The sequence below is a fragment of the Hazenella coriacea genome (assembly GCF_004341825.1).
Lineage (GTDB): Bacteria > Bacillota > Bacilli > Thermoactinomycetales > Thermoactinomycetaceae > Hazenella > Hazenella coriacea.
Genome location: NZ_SMAG01000002.1, coordinates 298,708 through 316,627, shown reverse-complemented (window position 1 = coordinate 316,627; position 17,920 = coordinate 298,708). Strand labels below are relative to the sequence as shown.

Annotated in this window: 14 protein-coding genes, 2 tRNA genes, 1 rRNA gene and 1 other RNA gene; 3 read left to right on the top strand and 15 right to left on the bottom strand. The window is 41.6% G+C overall.

What is annotated here, in order from left to right; genetic code table 11:
* Positions 1 to 668: 668 nt before the first annotated feature.
* The 3 genes from EDD58_RS04845 to smpB all read right to left on the bottom strand — a co-directional run bounded on the left by EDD58_RS04845 (position 669) and on the right by smpB (position 1,789).
* Positions 669 to 744, bottom strand: a tRNA-Thr gene (locus EDD58_RS04845).
* A 126-nt stretch (positions 745 to 870) separates the two neighbouring features.
* Positions 871 to 1,237, bottom strand: a transfer-messenger RNA (tmRNA) gene (ssrA, locus tag EDD58_RS04840).
* Between the two features lie 87 nt (positions 1,238 to 1,324).
* Positions 1,325 to 1,789: an SsrA-binding protein SmpB gene (gene smpB, locus EDD58_RS04835; RefSeq protein ID WP_131923710.1), complete on the bottom strand. Its 465-nt coding sequence runs from the start codon at positions 1,787 to 1,789 to the stop codon at positions 1,325 to 1,327.
* A 182-nt stretch (positions 1,790 to 1,971) separates the two neighbouring features.
* On the opposite strand from smpB, the gene EDD58_RS04830 reads away from it, so the two are divergent.
* Positions 1,972 to 2,445 (top strand): hypothetical protein, encoded by a 474-nt coding sequence (locus EDD58_RS04830; RefSeq protein ID WP_131923709.1) that lies wholly within the window; start codon positions 1,972 to 1,974, stop codon positions 2,443 to 2,445.
* Between the two features lie 79 nt (positions 2,446 to 2,524).
* On the opposite strand, the gene rnr is transcribed toward EDD58_RS04830, so the two are convergent.
* The 3 genes from rnr to rrf all read right to left on the bottom strand — a co-directional run bounded on the left by rnr (position 2,525) and on the right by rrf (position 6,007).
* Complete coding sequence (rnr, locus tag EDD58_RS04825; protein WP_131923708.1) at positions 2,525 to 4,852, bottom strand: ribonuclease R; 2,328 nt, start codon at positions 4,850 to 4,852, stop codon at positions 2,525 to 2,527.
* Between the two features lie 54 nt (positions 4,853 to 4,906).
* Positions 4,907 to 5,689: an alpha/beta hydrolase gene (locus tag EDD58_RS04820; RefSeq protein WP_131923707.1), complete on the bottom strand. Its 783-nt coding sequence runs from the start codon at positions 5,687 to 5,689 to the stop codon at positions 4,907 to 4,909.
* Positions 5,690 to 5,890: 201 nt separating this feature from the next.
* Positions 5,891 to 6,007, bottom strand: a 5S ribosomal RNA gene (gene rrf, locus EDD58_RS04815).
* 118 nt (positions 6,008 to 6,125) lie between these two features.
* On the opposite strand from rrf, the gene EDD58_RS04810 reads away from it, so the two are divergent.
* A complete protein-coding gene (locus EDD58_RS04810) occupies positions 6,126 to 6,947 on the top strand; it encodes an ion transporter (protein ID WP_165875798.1) in 822 nt (273 codons plus the stop codon).
* Between the two features lie 62 nt (positions 6,948 to 7,009).
* On the opposite strand, the gene secG is transcribed toward EDD58_RS04810, so the two are convergent.
* From secG to rpoN, 9 genes are all read right to left on the bottom strand, one after another.
* Positions 7,010 to 7,243: a preprotein translocase subunit SecG gene (gene secG / locus EDD58_RS04805; RefSeq protein ID WP_131923705.1), complete on the bottom strand. Its 234-nt coding sequence runs from the start codon at positions 7,241 to 7,243 to the stop codon at positions 7,010 to 7,012.
* Positions 7,244 to 7,473: 230 nt separating this feature from the next.
* Positions 7,474 to 8,451 (bottom strand): glycerophosphodiester phosphodiesterase family protein, encoded by a 978-nt coding sequence (locus EDD58_RS04800; protein ID WP_131923704.1) that lies wholly within the window; start codon positions 8,449 to 8,451, stop codon positions 7,474 to 7,476.
* 223 nt (positions 8,452 to 8,674) lie between these two features.
* A complete protein-coding gene (gene eno, locus EDD58_RS04795) occupies positions 8,675 to 9,961 on the bottom strand; it encodes a phosphopyruvate hydratase (RefSeq protein WP_131923703.1) in 1,287 nt (428 codons plus the stop codon).
* A 15-nt stretch (positions 9,962 to 9,976) separates the two neighbouring features.
* Positions 9,977 to 11,515, bottom strand: coding sequence for a 2,3-bisphosphoglycerate-independent phosphoglycerate mutase (gene gpmI, locus EDD58_RS04790; RefSeq protein WP_131923702.1), 1,539 nt, complete (start codon positions 11,513 to 11,515; stop codon positions 9,977 to 9,979).
* Positions 11,512 to 12,279 (bottom strand): triose-phosphate isomerase, encoded by a 768-nt coding sequence (gene tpiA, locus EDD58_RS04785; protein ID WP_131923701.1) that lies wholly within the window; start codon positions 12,277 to 12,279, stop codon positions 11,512 to 11,514. Before tpiA ends, gpmI begins: the two co-directional genes overlap by 4 nt.
* Before the next feature lie 12 nt (positions 12,280 to 12,291).
* Complete coding sequence (locus EDD58_RS04780) at positions 12,292 to 13,479, bottom strand: phosphoglycerate kinase (protein WP_131923700.1); 1,188 nt, start codon at positions 13,477 to 13,479, stop codon at positions 12,292 to 12,294.
* Positions 13,480 to 13,721: 242 nt separating this feature from the next.
* The gene (gene gap, locus EDD58_RS04775; RefSeq protein ID WP_131923699.1) at positions 13,722 to 14,729 is read right to left on the bottom strand and encodes a type I glyceraldehyde-3-phosphate dehydrogenase; all 1,008 of its coding nucleotides are present in this window, start codon (positions 14,727 to 14,729) and stop codon (positions 13,722 to 13,724) included.
* 64 nt (positions 14,730 to 14,793) lie between these two features.
* On the bottom strand, positions 14,794 to 15,822 hold the full coding sequence (locus EDD58_RS04770) for a sugar-binding transcriptional regulator (protein ID WP_131923698.1): 1,029 nt from the start codon (positions 15,820 to 15,822) through the stop codon (positions 14,794 to 14,796).
* Positions 15,823 to 15,985: 163 nt separating this feature from the next.
* On the bottom strand, positions 15,986 to 17,329 hold the full coding sequence (gene rpoN / locus EDD58_RS04765; protein ID WP_131923697.1) for an RNA polymerase factor sigma-54: 1,344 nt from the start codon (positions 17,327 to 17,329) through the stop codon (positions 15,986 to 15,988).
* Between the two features lie 322 nt (positions 17,330 to 17,651).
* On the opposite strand from rpoN, the gene EDD58_RS04760 reads away from it, so the two are divergent.
* Positions 17,652 to 17,726 (top strand) — tRNA-Arg (locus tag EDD58_RS04760).
* Positions 17,727 to 17,920: the final 194 nt, after the last annotated feature.

Sequence of the window (17,920 nt, the reverse complement as noted above, 5' to 3'; positions counted from 1 at the left end):
TTCATTATAGAGTTAAAATAATATCAAATAATCTAAATATGATGCGGAATTAGTAGCGAAATAGATATCATTCAGTCTATATTAACCAGGCTTATTTAACCTTAAAACCTTTTTCAAATAACCAAAAGTCATCTTGATTTCAAAATGATAAAAAAGAACACCTTTATATATTAAGTTTCTCCCCCCTTTTATATAATATTACCTATATTGGGGTAATTGTTGATATGTCAAGAGATTATGTATTTTTTTCTCACTCTCAATTTTTTAATAATTATAACAAATACGGTGTACCAAAAATGGCACATCATACTATTATCAATACTTAGTATAAACATACTATAATATCGTTTTTTCATCGTCCGCTTCAGTGATAATACATATTTTCTGATCTTTAACTGTTTCTTGAACACTCCCGTCACCACTAACGCTAAGAGGTGGGGGATTCCTGGAGTAAAAAAACCTACTAGTTTCTAATTAACCAAGATTATCTCGTCATTCTAACGGTAAGAAGTCTTATACCTTCTTGTAAGATGTTAGTAGTAGCGTTAATGTCCCTGTCATATTCTGTACCACAGTCAGAACCTGTCCACTTTCCGAGGTTATGTTTGCAAATCCCCACTCCCCCCTGCAAAAAACAAAAAAGCCCTTGATTCCTCAAGGGCTTACTCTGGTGCTGGAGACAGGACTCGAACCTGCGACCCCTTCATTACGAGTGAAGTGCTCTACCAGCTGAGCTACACCAGCATATTTTTAATTGACATGAAATATTATATAATGGGCCATTTTTAAAGTCAAGCGAGTGTTTGATTTCAAAATAAAAAACCACCCTTTGTTAAGTACAAAGGGTGGTGATGAACGAAATTATGAGTTTGGTGGAGGCGAGCGGAGTCGAACCGCTGTCCGAAGATATCGCCACGACAGATTCTCCGAGCGCAGTCACTGTTTAGAATCTCGTCTTCAAAATTGCCCAGTGACAGGCGACTTTAAAGACCAGCCACGCTTAATTTCGCTTCCTCGAGGGTGGCGCCCGAGGTTGCTAGCCTACTGATGAGTGAGACCCAGCGACTCCACATAGGCGATGGAGAAGTGGATCCTAGCTACACTATTAGGCAGCTAGAGCAAAATTATCTTGTTTGCCAGTTACTTTTTTGGCGTTTTGCGTGTTTAACGAGAAACGCAACCCCTCGGCTCGCTACTGACGCTCGATCTATCCCCGTCGAATCCCAAAAACGCCCCCGAGATTCAAAAGTGAATAAGATCAGCAGTCATCTGCTGGATATTAAGTGTAACACAAAACATGTCATTTTTCAATAACAATCATGGGTTATGCATTTTGTTCCTTCAATTTGCGTTGGATCATTCGGTCAGCATCTCTTTTGGCTGATGTGGCCCGTTTGTCATACATTTTTTTCCCACGACCCAGTGCGAGTTGGACTTTGGCAAAGCCATTTCTCAAATGGAGGTCAAGGGGAATAAGGGTAAGTCCTTTCACTTTAGTAACTCCCAAGAGTTTATCGATTTCCTTTTTGCGCATGAGTAGTTTACGGGTTCGGGTTGGGTCTACATTATAACGATTCCCTTGCTCAAATGGACTAATGTGCATCCCTACAATAAATAGTTCACCACGATCAATTCGAGCGTAGCTATCTTGAAGGTTCACTTTTCCCTGACGGATCGACTTAATCTCTGTGCCTGTGAGCACGATCCCAGCTTCGAAAGTCTCTTCAATATGGTAATCATGGGTTGCTTTTCTATTGCGTGCAATCACTTTTGTACCTTTGTTACTCATCGTTTTCACCACGATCCCTAGAAAGTTGCAGAATATATTATATCAATTTGTTAGACTATTTGTCAACTTATGGACATTGAAAGCAATAGACGAACTTGATAGAGTTCGTTGTCCAATTTCAAGTATAATGTAATTTATAATTACTTTTTCTATCTGATTTGAAAAAGGAGTGGAGAAAAAACATGATTTTCAAGTTTTTTGGACATTTCATAGGGAAATCAATCACAGCAGGAATAGCTGGAATCGCATTTGCCATTCTTTATACGATTCAATTTAGTAAGTTGGAATATCTATGGGAAGCGCCCTCTACACATATGACGATTGGAACACCTATTGCAATCGTCATGTTAGTCCTTTCTGTACCCCTGTTTTTTGTTTGGGGATTCATATCTACTTTCTTGATTGAGCGATGGGTTCAGACTAAAAAGCCATCATGGAACCTATTAGGGGTGAAGTGCATTTTATATGTGTTGTTAAGTTTACTGATTTCTGGGGGACTTTACGTTTTCGCTAATGATGTGGATTGGTTTATTCCATTGACAGGCTCCATGATTCTATTTTGTTTAGTAGAGACTTTCTTTAATGGGCGGATTGACAAGATCCACAGCAAACTAGAGAAGGCTCAAGAAGTACATACAGAAAACCAAGCAAGTTAAAAACGATGTTTCAATAAACAAAGGTCATCTCATGAGGGATGACCTTTTAGATCTCATAGAGCAGAAATTACATCTGGAACTATTTCTTTTTAACCTTCTTCTTTTTCTTTCCTTTAGGGCGACTCACACTGTTTTTAGGGGGTTGGTCTTTACCCACTACTGACTTTTTACTTGTTCTTTTTCTTTCCGGAGCTTTTCCTTTTTTCTCAGGCGCTTTTCCTTTTCGGGTCCCTGTTTTATTTTTACCTTTTCGTTTTTTCACGGGTTCAAAACTATGCTCAGCTAAGTGTTCAAGTAGTTCAAAGTCGATCTTTCGTTCTTCAATATTCACACCACTCACTTTGATGCGAACAGGGTCGCCGATCCGGTAAACACGTCCTGTGCGTTCACCAACCAAAGAATAGGATTGCTCATGGAAATGGTAATAGTCATCTGTCATAAAGCTAACATGTATCAAACCTTCAATGGTATTGGGGAGTTCCACGAATAGACCAAAAGAAGTGACACTACTGATGATCCCTTCGTACTCCTCACCAATCTTATCCATCATAAATTCAGCTTGTTTTAAGGCATTGGTCTCACGTTCAGCATCGACAGCAACCCGTTCTCGGATCGAAGATTGTTGGGCCGCATCTGGGAGATAGGCATTTAACTGATCAATTCGTTCTACGGTCAAGCTCCCTTTCGTGATCACCTCTCGAATAATCCGGTGAATCAACAAATCTGGATAGCGGCGGATGGGTGACGTAAAGTGAGAGTAAAACGTAGCTGCTAACCCAAAGTGTCCCACGCATTCAGCCGCATATTTGGCCTGTTTCATCGAGCGGAGCATCACAGTGCTGATCACATGAGCCTCAGGAGTTCCATCGATTTTTTCTAATAAACGTTGCAGAGCTTGTGGTTTAACCCGATCTGGACGTCCTTTGATGGAGTAACCGAAACTGGTCACAAACTCATAGAAGGATTGTAATCTCTCCACATCTGGATTTTCGTGAATCCGGTAAACAAATGGGACTTCGAGCCGGAAAAAGTGTTCCGCAACCGTCTCATTGGCCGCCAACATGAATTCTTCGATCAGCTGTTCGGCAACCGTCCGGGGTCGTTGTACGATATCAACGGGTCTTCCTCGTTCGTCTACCACAATCTTCGCTTCTGGAAAGTTAAAATCAACGGCTCCTCGATGAATTCGTTTTTTGCGAAGAATTTGCGCTAACTTTGCCATTAAACGAAAGTCTTCTACCAAGGGTTGATATTTAGCGATTAACTCGGGATCTTCATCAACAACAATTTTTTTCACATCCGAGTAGGTCATTCGCTCATTGGTTCGAATGACACTGGGATAGATATCATGATCCACAACATTTCCTTGTGGGTCGATCACCATATCGCAGGTCATGGTTAGCCGATCCACCTGGGGATTTAAGCTACAAATTCCGTTAGATAAACGTTTAGGTAGCATCGGGATTACACGATCGACCAGATAAACACTACAGCCCCGTTCATATGCTTCACGGTCCAATGCTGAACCTTCTTTGACATAATAGCTGACATCAGCGATATGTACACCGAGACGAATATTCCCATTCTCTAGTTGTTCCACTGATACCGCATCGTCTAGATCCTTCGCATCCTCACCATCGATGGTCACCATAGTTCGTTCACGTAAATCACGTCGATCCTTGATTTCATCTTCATGGATTTCATCTGGAACCGCTGAAGCCTCTTCTTCGACTGCTTCAGGAAATGACTCTGGTAGTCCATGTTTACGAATAATAGAGACAATATCAACACCTGGGTCATCTTTATGACCAAGGACTTCAACAATCTCACCTTCTGCGCTATGTCGTCCCGTCAGTTGGTGTAACTTGACAACCACTTTCTGACCATCACGTGCATTCATCTGATGTTCAGGGGAAATAAAAATATCTGCTGTAATCCGCTTATCATCAGGAATCACGAAGCCAAAATGACTGGATAAACTTGAGAAAACGCCAACGATTTTCTGTCGTCCCCGTTTGAGCACACGAACAATTTCACCTTCAGGACGGCGGTCTTCTTTTTTCTTCGTATGAATCCGAGCCAATACCAGATCCCCATCAATCGCTCCATTTAAATGATTGAGGTGGATAAAGATGTCTTGGCTATTGGGTTGATCAGGAATCACAAAGCCGAATCCCTTGGAACTCCCTTGTAATGTCCCCCGGATTAAGTTAAAACGCTCAGGTACTCCATATCTTTTTGTTCGAGTGCGAACAATCTTTCCTTCTGTTTCCAACCCCTTAAGCAGTTGAATGAAGGCATCTTTCCCTTCTTCATTAATCTCAAAAGCTGAGATTAGCTCTTCTAATGTCAGCGGCTTATAGGCTTGCTCTAGCATAAACCGCTGGATCTCATATTCTGTAGGCATGTATGAAAGCTGTAACCATACAGAGATGTGCTGGTTACAGGCTGTCACCTCACTTTATACTGGTTTAACATCACGGTATTGATGCAGATTTGAAAACTGAGAATGTCGTTGGATAAAACCATCTACTTCTGCAAATAATTTTTTTCGTTCTTTATCCAACGTGATAATATGCGAAGATTTTTCATACCAAGACAGCTCTTTTTCTGTCGATGAAATGTGCTCATGTATATATTCGGCACTTTTAGGAACAACTACTTCATCCATCTGGGACTGAATGACGAGTGCAGGTGCAGAAACCTTGGGTAACTGTTGGCGAACCATACGAATTAAACGATTTAGACTTCCAACGCATTTGACTGGAGTGCGATCATACGTAACCATATGCCTTTCGATTTCTTCAGCTCTTCGAATCTTCCTCTTTTTGTATGGAATAAAATGATGAATAACACCGGCAAAAACAGCACGTCGATCCTGAACCCAAACGGGAGCGCACATAGGGATCACACCTGCGACAGATTTTTGGGAGGCCAAGTATAAAGATAAAGCTCCTCCCATTGACAAGCCAGCTACAAATAACTCCTCCACTTCTGGAAGTGTTCGCTCATAAGCATCTAAAACACTTTGCCACCAGTCAGGCCAATATGTTTTCTCCATATCTTCAGGGGTCGTCCCATGACCCGCAAGTAAAGGAGCGCAAACTGTATATCCTTGTTCCTTAAAGTATTCCCCCATCGGCCTCATTTCAGAAGGCGAACCTGAAAACCCATGTATCAGTAAAATACCCGTTTTCCCACCTTTATAAAAAAAAGGATCGGGTGATCGTTGAATGATTTCCATCATCAAGCACCTCCACACATTTCTACTTTGCCGTAATATTGAGTCATTTTATATTAGAAAATGATTTGGTATGTTGATTGTTGCTAGGTTTAGTCATTCTTTACCCGCATTTTTTTATTTCTAATGACTTTTCTTTTCATAGCATACAACAAAAAAGTGGTAGAAACAAAAAAAGCCACTCCCATATTGGAGTGACTGGGTGCCTGGCAACGTCCTACTCTCCCGGGGGTCTGCACCCCAAGTACCATCGGCGCTGGAGGGCTTAACGATCGTGTTCGGGATGGGAACGAGTGGGTCCCCTCCGCCATCATCACCAGACGATACATATTATAACTGAAAAGAAAATGATCTGCAATAGGTGATTGGTTTGAATCATAAATGAAATGTAGCAAAAAATAGAGAGATACGAATGGTCCGTCTGGGGGGAAGCTTTATGATGAATTGGTTGAAAGCCGACCTAAGTTGGAAATTGAATTGGAAAACGATCTATGAAATCGTTATCGCCTTTTTCGTTCTTACTTATGGCATATTACTCATCCAAAATTCATTTGATGCCATTCCCGATTATCTCACACAAGAAAATATGAACTGGATTGACTATGCACTGATATGGTTTTTCGCGATAGAGTATAGCATTCGATTCATGTTTGCCAAAGAAAAATGGAAATTCGTAAAAAGCCACTGGTTTGACTTAATCTCCATGATCCCCTTTGATGCTTTTTTCCGGATCGCTCGGTTGATGCGATTGATTCGTTTGATTCGGCTGATCAAAATGTCTTCCGTACTCAGTGCTTTTTTCAGAAGTAAAGAAGTGAAGTTCTCCTTGATCATTGTGGCGGGGATTGTATTTTGGGGAGCTTCAGGTGTTTACTTGATTGAAGGACGGGTCAATTCGAGCTTGCAATCATTTGTGGATGCCATTTGGTGGGCGATTGTAACCACTACCACCGTGGGCTATGGGGATATCTCTCCTGTGACAATCGGTGGAAGAGTGATTGCAGTCATTTTGATGTTTACAGGGATTGGCTTAATCGGTTCTGTCACGGCCAGTGTCGCCACTCATTTCATCCAGTATTTAGATCGCACTGACGCAGATGATCATGATAACAAAGTGAGAGGTGACTTGGTTCAACTAGTCAAAGAGAAAGTGTCCTCCATTCATCAGCTAAATGAACAAGAATATCGACAACTTCTTTTGACGCTAGAACTATTACGAACACAACCATCTAATGATCTCCCACATGAAAAAAAAGAGTAAAACAGAACAAAAAAAGGTCGCCCAACTAAGACGGCCTTTTCGATGTCAAGATCAGTTCAATGTTATTTAACAAAAAATGCAACCACCAATGCACAAACCATAAAGAGAATAGCTAATACAGTGGTGGATTTGCTTAAGAAAGCATCAAAACCACGTGCTTTTGCTTTTCCCATCAAGTGTTCGGCGCCCCCACCAATCGCGCCTGACAGACCTGCACTCTTACCAGATTGAAGAAGTACAACGGCGATCAGTCCGACACTGATGATCGCAAGGATAATTTTAGATGCAATAACCATGACTTGACCTCCTTGCCATCTATTTCACTTCAGTAAATGTACCATATCTCACAAGCCTTTTCAAGAAAAGATCGACTCATTCAATCATAGAATGGAAAAGCTTTAGAATTTTCTATACAAGGGGTCATAAAGGACAATAAACTTTATCCTGACTTCCTTCACACAAGCAATCATTCTTCCAAAATAAAAATCAGACTTGTTCATGAAACAAGAAGCTCCATTTACTACTTTTACTTTTTAATCATTGGAGCGATGACATCGATACGATTCGTCCAAATCCCACCACTATAATTTTTCGGTAGGCGTTCTAAATCTTGTTCTTTATCAAATCCTTCTGACCAACCACCATCACCAGCTACTATTATGACTCGTGTATCAACATCCTCCATCCGATTTAAGAACTGATCTGACCATCCCCACATCCACGAAGCATATGTCTCTGGAATGTGAATCTGTGTATTTTGGCAAGAAGAAGGAACAAACCCTGTCCAACCAATGGCAATATAAGGTATCATACAACTTTTCATCGTCGCCTTCGACATGACACGAAGTTCTGGAAGCTTTTCTTTTAGTGTTTGAATCGGTTCGTCTCCACCATATACAGTGAGTTGACGTAAACGTTCTTTGGATCGTCCAGAGAGATATTTAGCTAGTTGCTCCCCTTCTTTAGGATCATTACTTTTTATATGAATGAGAAATGACTCTTCAGGAAAATATGTTAACACTTCATCTAGCGTAGGCATGAGTCCTACACCTTTGCCACGAAAGGGAAATGTTTTTCCATGGTCAGCTGTATAACCATATCCGATATCTAGTTGTTTTAGCTCTTCCATGGTATGTTCCCTTGTAACACCTTTACCATTTGTTCTACATTCAAGTGTCCAATCATGAAAAACAGCAAAGTGGCCATCTTTCGTTGGTTGAATATCAAACTCCACAATGTCTGCACCTGCTTTAAATGCGGTTTCCATTGAAGGAATTGTATTCTCTATAAAAGGATGTTCGGGTTCATCAATCTTCTCAGCCGTACAGGTGTCGTTCGTGATTCCCTCCATCGGGAATGTTTGTGCCAACCCTCTGTGTGCTAACAACCATGGAGCTTGATCTCTAGATGCAGTAAACAAAGAGCTATTATTTAGATACATGAAAGCGATCAAGATCAATAAGAAGATAGAAAACCTCTTTATAAATCGTTTAAACTTCTTCATATTTCCTCCAATTGATATGTATGTCTACTTATTTTCAATAGTTTAGCATAGAAAAACTAATCTCTGGCTTGTTCTTTGATTACATTTAATTACTACAAAAACCTCCTACTATCTGTGGATGACCACGGATCAATAGGAGGTTAAGTACGACTGATAGGACTGTATTTAAGCTATCTGAAATGGACTTATATGCATATTTCAGGTCTGTATCTTTTTATAAACCTTATTTTTTCAAGTTATAGAAAGCAGATGTTTGTGGATACTGGGCTGTGTGATCCAATTCATCTTCGATCCGGATCAATTGATTGTATTTAGCTACACGGTCGGTACGAGAAGGTGCACCGGTTTTGATTTGTCCTGCACCTGTAGCGACTGCAATATCAGCGATGGTAGTATCTTCGGACTCACCAGAACGATGGGAGATCACCGCGGTATAACCCGCACGTTTAGCCATTTCAATCGCATCAAAGGTTTCGGTTAAGGTTCCGATTTGGTTTACTTTGACTAAGATGGAGTTACCCACACCTTTTTCGATTCCTTCTGCCAATCGTTCCGTGTTGGTTACAAATAAGTCGTCACCGACCAATTGAACTTTTTTACCAAGACGATCAGTGAGTAACTTCCAACCATCCCAGTCGTCTTCAGCCAAGCCATCTTCGATGGAGATAATTGGGTATTTTTGTGCCAACTCTTCGTAGAAGGAGACTAATTCTTCTGAGGTGCGAACAATTCCTTCTCCAGCAAAGTGATATTTTCCGTCCTTGTAGATTTCAGTAGAAGCCACGTCAAGTGCTAGCATTATTTCTTCACCTGGTTTGTATCCAGCACGTTCAATAGCGGAGACAATGGTTTGTAGTGCTTCCTCGTTGGAGGAAAGGTTGGGTGCAAAACCACCTTCATCCCCGACACTGGTGGAATATCCTTTCTCTTTAAGAACCGCTTTGAGGTGGTGGAAGATTTCTGCTCCCACTCTAACTGCTTCTGTGATGGAGGTAGCTCCGACTGGCATCACCATAAATTCTTGGATGTCCACGTTGTTATCCGCATGGGCACCACCATTTAAAATGTTCATCATCGGAACAGGTAATACTTTGGCATTAAATCCGCCCAGATACGTATACAATGGAATACCTAAAGCGTCGGCAGCTGCACGTGCGGTCGCCATCGATACACCCAGAATCGCATTGGCTCCGAGATTACCTTTATTTGGTGTGCCATCCAACTGAATAAGCGCTGTATCAACTGCTACTTGGTCGGTTGCATCTAAGCCTTCGATTTGTGGTGCGATGAGATCATTGACATTTTGAACTGCTTTTAACACACCTTTGCCTAAATAACGACCTTGATCCCCATCACGTAATTCAACGGCCTCATAAGCTCCTGTAGATGCACCAGATGGAACAATCGCACGACCTACAGCACCTGATTCGAGAAGAACTTCTACCTCAACGGTTGGATTTCCACGAGAATCTAAAACTTCACGAGCATAAACATCAACAATAGTGGTCATGTTCATTCCTCCAATTTATGATTGAATTAAAGACGTACCTGTCATTTCTTTCGGTTGTTCCAGTTGTAAGAGATGGAGGAGAGTTGGGGATAAATCCGCTAAAATTCCATCTGAACGCAATTGAATATCTGGGACAGTCACGATACAAGGAACTGGGAAGGTGGTATGAGCCGTAAAAGGACGACCTTCTTCCGTTAACACCATATCTGCATTCCCATGGTCCGCAGTAATAATGGCAGTTCCACCTTTTTCTAACACTAGGTCGATCACCTTTCCAAGACATTCATCTACAGCTTCTACTGCGCGGATCGTCGGCTCTAATTTTCCTGAATGCCCAACCATGTCAGGGTTGGCAAAATTAAGGACAATCGCATCATATTTATCTGCCTTGATCTCTTTTAATAAAGCATCCGTAACTTCATAAGCACTCATCTCAGGCTTTAAATCATAGGTTGCTACTTTTGGAGAATTGATCAGAATCCTCTCTTCACCTGGAAACTCTTCCTCACGACCTCCATTAAAAAAGAAGGTGACATGTGGGTATTTTTCTGTTTCCGCAATCCGCAACTGTTTCAGGTTATTTTGAGAGATAACTTCACCCAATGTGTTATCTAAGTTGGTGGGTTTGTAAGCGACATAACCGTCTACTAACTCACTAAAATGAGTTAAGCAAACATAATATAAATCTTTCGGTTGCTGAGATCCACGATCAAATCCACGGAAGTCTTCGTTGGTAAATGCTAATGAGATTTGAATCGCACGATCCGGACGGAAGTTATAGAAAATCACCGAATCGTGATCTTGGATGCGCCCAACCGGTTGTCCCTGATCATCTACAATCACTGTTGGCATGACAAATTCATCAAATACCGATTTTTCATAAGACTCCTTGACTGCTTGGAGTGGATCTGTATAAGTAGGTCCCTCTCCATATACCATGGCTTGATACGACTTTTCGGTTCGTTCCCACCGTTTATCTCGATCCATCGCATAATATCTACCTTGAACAGTAGCGATTTTACCTGTTCCCAGTTCTTTCATTTTCGCTTGCAGTTGCTCAATATAACGGAGCGAACTATCTGGAGAGACATCCCGTCCATCTAAAAAGGCATGAACATACACTTCTTGTACCTGTTCTTTCGCCGCCAATTCGAGAAGTGCAAACAAGTGTTTAATATGACTATGTACCCCACCATCGGATAACAAACCGTACAGGTGTAAGCGACTTTGCTTCTCTTTTACATGTTTAATCGCACCGAGAAACGTTTCATTGTCATAAAAGGAGCCTTCATCAATCGCTTTTGTGACTCGCGTTAAATCTTGATAAACGATCCGACCTGAACCTATATTTAAGTGCCCCACTTCAGAGTTCCCCATCTGTCCCTTAGGTAACCCCACAGCCTGTCCACTTGCTTGTAGAGTGGTATGTGGAAACTGGTTCCAAAAGCGATCGAAATTCGGCTTTTTCGCTTGAGCTACAGCATTCCCCTCATGCTCTTCACGCAATGCAAATCCATCTAGAATACAAAGTAAAACGGGTTTTCGACGACTCATGAATGTTCACCTGCTCCAGCACCTTGGAGTAATTGAAAAAATGATTGTGGGTCTAAGCTAGCCCCACCAACAAGAGCCCCATCAATGTTGGGTTGTGCTAAGTAAGTACGAATATTTTCAGGCTTCACACTTCCCCCATACTGAATGCGGACTTCATTAGCCACTTGTTGATCAAAAAGATCAGCAACTGTTTTGCGGATAAAGCTAATCACTTCTTCAGCATCTTCGGCCGTGGATGCTTTACCTGTCCCAATCGCCCAGATCGGTTCATAAGCGATGATCACTTGTTTCATTTCCTCAGAAGACAATGTGTCAAGTCCAGCCTTCACTTGATGCTGAACGACTTCTTTGGTCTGTCCACTTTCTCTTTCTTCCAAACCTTCACCCACACAGACAATAGGAGTCAAGCCACCAGCAAGAGTCGCTTTTACTTTTTTATTCACCATTTCGTCTGTCTCTGCAAAATATGTACGCCGTTCAGAGTGACCAATAATCACATATTGAATCCCTGATGCTTTTAACATCCCTACACTCACTTCACCTGTAAAAGCACCTTGTGATTCCCAATGGACATTCTGTGCTCCGATTCGAATTTGTGTACCTTCTGTATCTTTCACAAGTTCAGGAAGCGCCAAAAAAGGTGCACAAATCACAGTTTCTACTGTTTTAGGCCATTCCATCCCTTTTAATGTAGATACAAACTCTTTGGAAGCTGCAACCGATTTGTGCATTTTCCAGTTTCCTGCAATGACTGGAGTGCGCATACTCCACACCACCTATTCTTTGTCATTTAGTACAGCGACTCCTGGAAGCTCTTTCCCTTCTAATAGTTCGAGAGAGGCTCCTCCACCTGTTGAAATATGATCAACCTCTGCGGCGAGTCCAGCTTTTTCAATCGCTGCGGCCGAATCTCCGCCACCTACAATGGAAAAGGCTTCGGATTCTGCAAGCGCTTTCGCAACTTCATTGGTACCTTCTGCAAACTGATCAAATTCAAACACACCCATGGGACCATTCCAAATCACTAATTGAGAAGACTTTACGATATCAGCAAATAATTCTTTCGTTTTTGGACCGATATCGAGCGCTTTCATATCTTCAGGAATCTGATCAATATCTACAGTTTCGACACGAGAAGGTTCAGCTGAAAATTCATTGGCAATCACAGCATCGATGGGAAGATAGAGACGAACACCTTTCTCTTCTGCTTCCTCGATAAATCTCTTGGCTAGCTCTTCTTTATCTGCCTCAAACAAAGAGGTTCCAATCCCATATCCTTGTGCACGTACAAACGTATAGGCAAGACCCCCACCAATGATTAGGTTATCCACTTTATTTAATAGATTTTCAATGACACCGATTTTATCTTTAACCTTAGCACCACCAATAATAGCAGTAAAAGGACGTTTCGGATGATTGAGAGCTCGACTGAGCGTCTCCAATTCTTTATTCATTAAAAAGCCAGACACGGCAGGCAAATATTGAGCGATCCCAGCCGTAGTTGCATGTGCCCGATGCGCAGCTCCAAAGGCATCATTAACATAGACATCAGCTAAGTTCGCAAATGCCCTTGCCAACTCTGGGTCATTTTTCTCTTCTCCGGCTTCAAAACGCACATTTTCTAGAAGTAATACATCGCCATCATTCATTTCTGATACTTTTGCTTCTACTTCTGCACCTACCACTTGGTCCACTTTGGTTACTGGTTTGCCAATATACTCAGCAAGGCGAATAGCTACAGGAGTAAGGCGCATCTCTTCAACAACTTTTCCTTTGGGACGACCCAGATGACTCGCTAGAATCACTTTAGCCCCTTGTTCTATTAAATATTGAATCGTTGGCAAAGCAGCACGAATCCGAGTATCATCGGTAATCGCACCATTTTCCATCGGAACATTAAAGTCAACACGACAAAAAACCCGTTTGCCACGAACGTCTACATCTTTGATTGATTTTTTGTTCATGGTACTCCTGCCTTTCATATGATTTCCTGTAAGATTCCTCAATGAGTATAACATATTTTTAAACAGTATAGCTTATATTCCTTTGTGAGACTTATGTGGCAAGGGGGAAAAGTCATTTATAACTTTATATAAGCCATTTTTAGTCACATTATGATCCAGATCCCATCGGGTTGCTGTTTCTCTGCTTCGCTCAAGTGGAGTCAAAAGTGGCACAAAGCCATGTAAGGTGAATCAAGGAGTAATCATCCTTGACTCACAATATAATCGGCCAGATCAACGACCCGATTCGAGTAACCCCACTCATTGTCATACCACGCGACAACTTTGACGAGATCCTCTTCCAATACCATCGTAGACAAAGCATCCACTGTTGCTGAGTGAGGATCACCATTATAATCAATAGAGACTAATGGCTCTTCTGAATAATTGAGAAAACCTTTTAACTCTCCTTCAGCCGCTTTTTTGAATGCCTGGTTAACTTCTTCTAAGGTCACTTTTTCCTCCAATTCAGCTACCAAATCAACAACTGATACATTTTTGGTTGGGACTCGCATGGCAAAGCCATTCAGCTTTCCTTTTAGTTCGGGGAGTACGAGAGAGACTGCTTTGGCTGCACCGGTTGTTGTAGGAATAATCGATTCAGCCGCAGCACGAGCACGACGTAAATCTTTATGAGGTAGATCCAAGATTTGTTGATCATTGGTATAAGAGTGAACGGTCGTCATTAAACCACGTCGAATGCCGAATTTTTCGTGGAGCACTTTAGCAAATGTAGCTAAACAGTTGGTTGTACAAGAAGCATTCGAAATCACATGGTGAATGGATGGATTATATTTTTCATGATTGACCCCCATCACAATCGTCAAATCCTCATCTTTAGCAGGTGCTGAGATGATCACTTTTTTAGCTCCAGCTTTTAGGTGCTTCTCTGCATCAACCCGTTTAGTAAAACGTCCTGTCGATTCGATCACCAACTCCACGCCAGCTTCTTTCCAGCCCAGTTGGGCAGGGTCACGCTCTGCAGTTACCTTGATTTCTTGATTCTCAATCTTAAATCCATCGTTCGTCACTTCTACTTTTTCCTGAAGTCGCCCATGTACAGAGTCATATTTTAAAAGATGTGCCATTGTCTTCGCATCTGCCAAATCATTCACTGCTACCGCTTCCAAATTCGGATGGTTTAGCATAGCCCGAAACACCAATCGACCAATCCGACCAAAACCATTGATACCCACTCTTGTTTTTTTCATGATGGATTCCTCCCATTTTCTCAATAGATATTATGACCATCCAGAGATGGCCTTATCGATCCGATTAGAAACTTCTTTTCTGTAAAATAGCTCGTGCAGCTCCTTCATCCGTAACCAATACATCTTGTTTTAATGTTGGACAAATTGCAGAGATAGCTGCCGCTTTACTTATCCCCCCCGCCACAGCGATTCGTTTGACGGCATGATTCACATCTTGAAGCCTCAACCCCACTGTTTGGATGTGGTGAACGATCTCGCCTCGTGAATCAAAATAATATCCAAATGCTTCTCCTACAGCCCCTTCAGCCTTTAATTGCTCCATCACTTCATGGGATGATTGACGGCGTAGTGCCATTCTTTTGGCATCTCCTAAACCATGTAGCACAATATGAGCTGACCGTAAACACTGAAGCACTTCTTGAATCTGTGGCTCGCGGATTAAAGTTTGGTAGGATTCTTCACTTAATTGATCTGGAACATGCATCAATCGATATTTTCCACCCGTTTTTTTAGCCATGAGAGACGCAATATAATTCGCCTCCAACTCCACCGCTTCACCCACTCCTCCTCGAGTAGGGACAAACGTACTCATTTTAAACACCGGGGTTGGCATCATCATCTCTGCAACAGCTAACATCGTACTTCCACCCGCTACAGCAATTATTTGTTCCCCATCAACTAACTGTTTAAGAACTTGTGCGCCTGTACGCCCCATCTCCATCTTCACCCAATCGGACTGATCAGCATCTCCCGGAACGACTACTACTTTTCCTACCTTTAAATAGGATTGAAGTTCTAACTCGAGCTCAGCCAACCCAAATAGCTCTTTAATCAAAGGTTCCATCTGACTGACTAATTGAGCTCCATTAGGGGTTAAATGCATCCCGATCGAATCTACTTGAATCAATCCTTGGATGCGTAAAAAATCAACTTCCCCTCGAAGCACACGCTCCGTTAAATGGAGGGTTGTTGCAAGACTTCGACGTCCTACTGGTTGCATTAATTGTATATGACGTAAAATCTCATATCGTTTACGCATGACTTCAACAAGATCTGGTAACAACTGTTGTTGGATATTTAAGATTTGCTCCATCGCTTCACCCCTGGACAAATTAAGTCCCGTATATATAAAAAACGTCCCACTATAGGTAAAAAAATCCCTTCTTGGGAAGAAGACTATATCTATAGTCTATCTCTCCCCAAAAGGTTTGACAAGTTTTGATCGACGTAGAGTGTTAGAACATCACGAAATAGTATCATAAAAAATAAGTTCGCTTCCGGATGATTGAAGCTGCAATTCCCATCTCTTCTCTATATTTAGCTACTGTTCTTCGTGAGATCTGAATCCCTTCTTGCCGAAGAAGATTAGATATTTTTTGATCTGAAAGAGGACGCTTGTGATCCTCTCCTTGTATAATCTGTTGAATTTTACTTTTTACAGACTGAGTAGATAGTTCTTCTCCAAAAGAGGTTGGGAGTCCTGAAGGAAAGAAAAAACGGAACGGAAATAACCCATGCGGAGTCTCCATATACTTGTTTTGGGTCGCCCGACTAATCGTCGATTCATGAAGTTGTAATTGTTCCGCTACCTGCTTCAGATTCAATGGTTTAACATAGTCAATCCCTGAACAAAAAAACTCGTTTTGTTTAGAGACAATCACTTCTGAAACTCGAACCATGGTATCTTTTCGTTGTTTAATTCCCTTAACCAACCACAAAGCTGATTGCATCATGTTCTTTGCATATTGCATTTCTTCTTCCTTCAAACGATCTTTATAGCGAATCAAATCTTGATAGTAGGAACTCACTGTTAGATCTGGGTAGGTACTCTCATTGATCGAAACAACAAACTCCCCATTACGACTCTCCACAATCACATCTGGGAAAATGTAATGAGGACGCTCTACAGAATATTGCGTTCCCGGATAAGGGTTACACTTTCGAATCACTTCCAAGACAGCTCTTGCTTCCTCCACATCCACCTGTAGGGCTTGAGCTATTTTTCCCCATCTACCTTCAGCGATATCTTGTAAATGGTCACTTGCCATTTGAATCGCCAGTGAATGAATGGGATCTTGTCTCTGCAGTTGTAGAACTATGCATTCTGCCAATGAACGAGCCCCCACACCCGCTGGCTCCATGGCTTGAATGACATGGATACATCGACAAAGTAGTGGTACCCCTATTTGAAAGCGCTTACAAAATTCGGCAGAATCAATATCCAAATAACCACGTTCATCCAAGCTATAAATGAGATATTGACAAATCTTTCTCATTCGCTCAGGTAATGAATAGTCAAAAAGCTGTTCCTCTAACACCTCCGCTAGAGAAGGGGAAGAAGCAGACACTTGACCGATCCAGTCGGAGTCTGTCGACGAAGAGCGGGATGAACTCTTGTGCCTTCTCTGGACCGAGAAACTTAACTCTCTGTTCGGCTCCGTCAATTCCAACATAGGATTTTCCGTCATCTGCTCCTGAATATATTGGTGCAGGTCTGTAGCGGAGAATTGTAAGATTTGAATCGCTTGTCTTAACTCAGGGGTCATCACCAGTTTCAAACGCTGTTCTTGCACCAAGCCAAAATCCATCTGTAAAGCCACCTGACCACCTCCGCAATCTTAATATTAAGTAGTAAAAGGATGACGAAAAATTATAGCTTCATCAAATATGTTGGTAAAAAATCATCAAAGTTTGCTCTTATCAATTAATTATATTTTACCACAAAATAAGGTGACATTTCCCCCTGCAAATTTTTCCCCATTCTACCATAGACTTAGTGTGATTTTGAAGCCCTAATCAAACCAATCCCTAACTCCTCTTCTTGTATATTTATGATAAAAATCTATTGATAGAATGAAGCGTTTTTCTCTTGCTATTTATTTTATTTTCATGTTATAATCTTATTTGTTAACTTCCTTTTTTGCGCCTATAGCTCAGGGGATAGAGCACTGGTCTCCGGAACCAGGTGCCCAAGTTCGAATCTTGGTAGGCGCGCCAAATCCAGAAAAAAATATTTCAATCACACATGATCTCGAATCAAAGGTCGAAGCAAATACAAGACGTCTTCTAATGTGTTTTCGTGCTTAAATAGCAGATTACATATGGGAGGCGTCTTTTATTATGTCTAAAAAAGGCACAAGAATCATTACAGACAACTGGAGCTTATCGAACCGATGCCAACCTTTTAAAGT

Bases quoted from the DNA above. Each gene is read 5' to 3' on its own strand.
- smpB (WP_131923710.1), bottom strand. From the start codon at position 1,789: ATGAGTAACAAAGGTACAAAAGTGATTGCACGCAATAGAAAAGCAACC.
- eno (WP_131923703.1), bottom strand. From the start codon at position 9,961: ATGACCACTATTGTTGATGTTTATGCTCGTGAAGTTTTAGATTCTCGT.
- secG (WP_131923705.1), bottom strand. From the start codon at position 7,243: ATGGTTATTGCATCTAAAATTATCCTTGCGATCATCAGTGTCGGACTG.
- EDD58_RS04800 (WP_131923704.1), bottom strand. From the start codon at position 8,451: ATGAAGAAGTTTAAACGATTTATAAAGAGGTTTTCTATCTTCTTATTG.
- EDD58_RS04830 (WP_131923709.1), top strand. From the start codon at position 1,972: ATGATTTTCAAGTTTTTTGGACATTTCATAGGGAAATCAATCACAGCA.
- EDD58_RS04820 (WP_131923707.1), bottom strand. From the start codon at position 5,689: ATGGAAATCATTCAACGATCACCCGATCCTTTTTTTTATAAAGGTGGG.
- gpmI (WP_131923702.1), bottom strand. From the start codon at position 11,515: ATGAGTCGTCGAAAACCCGTTTTACTTTGTATTCTAGATGGATTTGCA.
- tpiA (WP_131923701.1), bottom strand. From the start codon at position 12,279: ATGCGCACTCCAGTCATTGCAGGAAACTGGAAAATGCACAAATCGGTT.
- rnr (WP_131923708.1), bottom strand. From the start codon at position 4,852: ATGCCTACAGAATATGAGATCCAGCGGTTTATGCTAGAGCAAGCCTAT.
- gap (WP_131923699.1), bottom strand. From the start codon at position 14,729: ATGAAAAAAACAAGAGTGGGTATCAATGGTTTTGGTCGGATTGGTCGA.
- EDD58_RS04810 (WP_165875798.1), top strand. From the start codon at position 6,126: ATGAATTGGTTGAAAGCCGACCTAAGTTGGAAATTGAATTGGAAAACG.
- EDD58_RS04780 (WP_131923700.1), bottom strand. From the start codon at position 13,479: ATGAACAAAAAATCAATCAAAGATGTAGACGTTCGTGGCAAACGGGTT.
- EDD58_RS04770 (WP_131923698.1), bottom strand. From the start codon at position 15,822: ATGGAGCAAATCTTAAATATCCAACAACAGTTGTTACCAGATCTTGTT.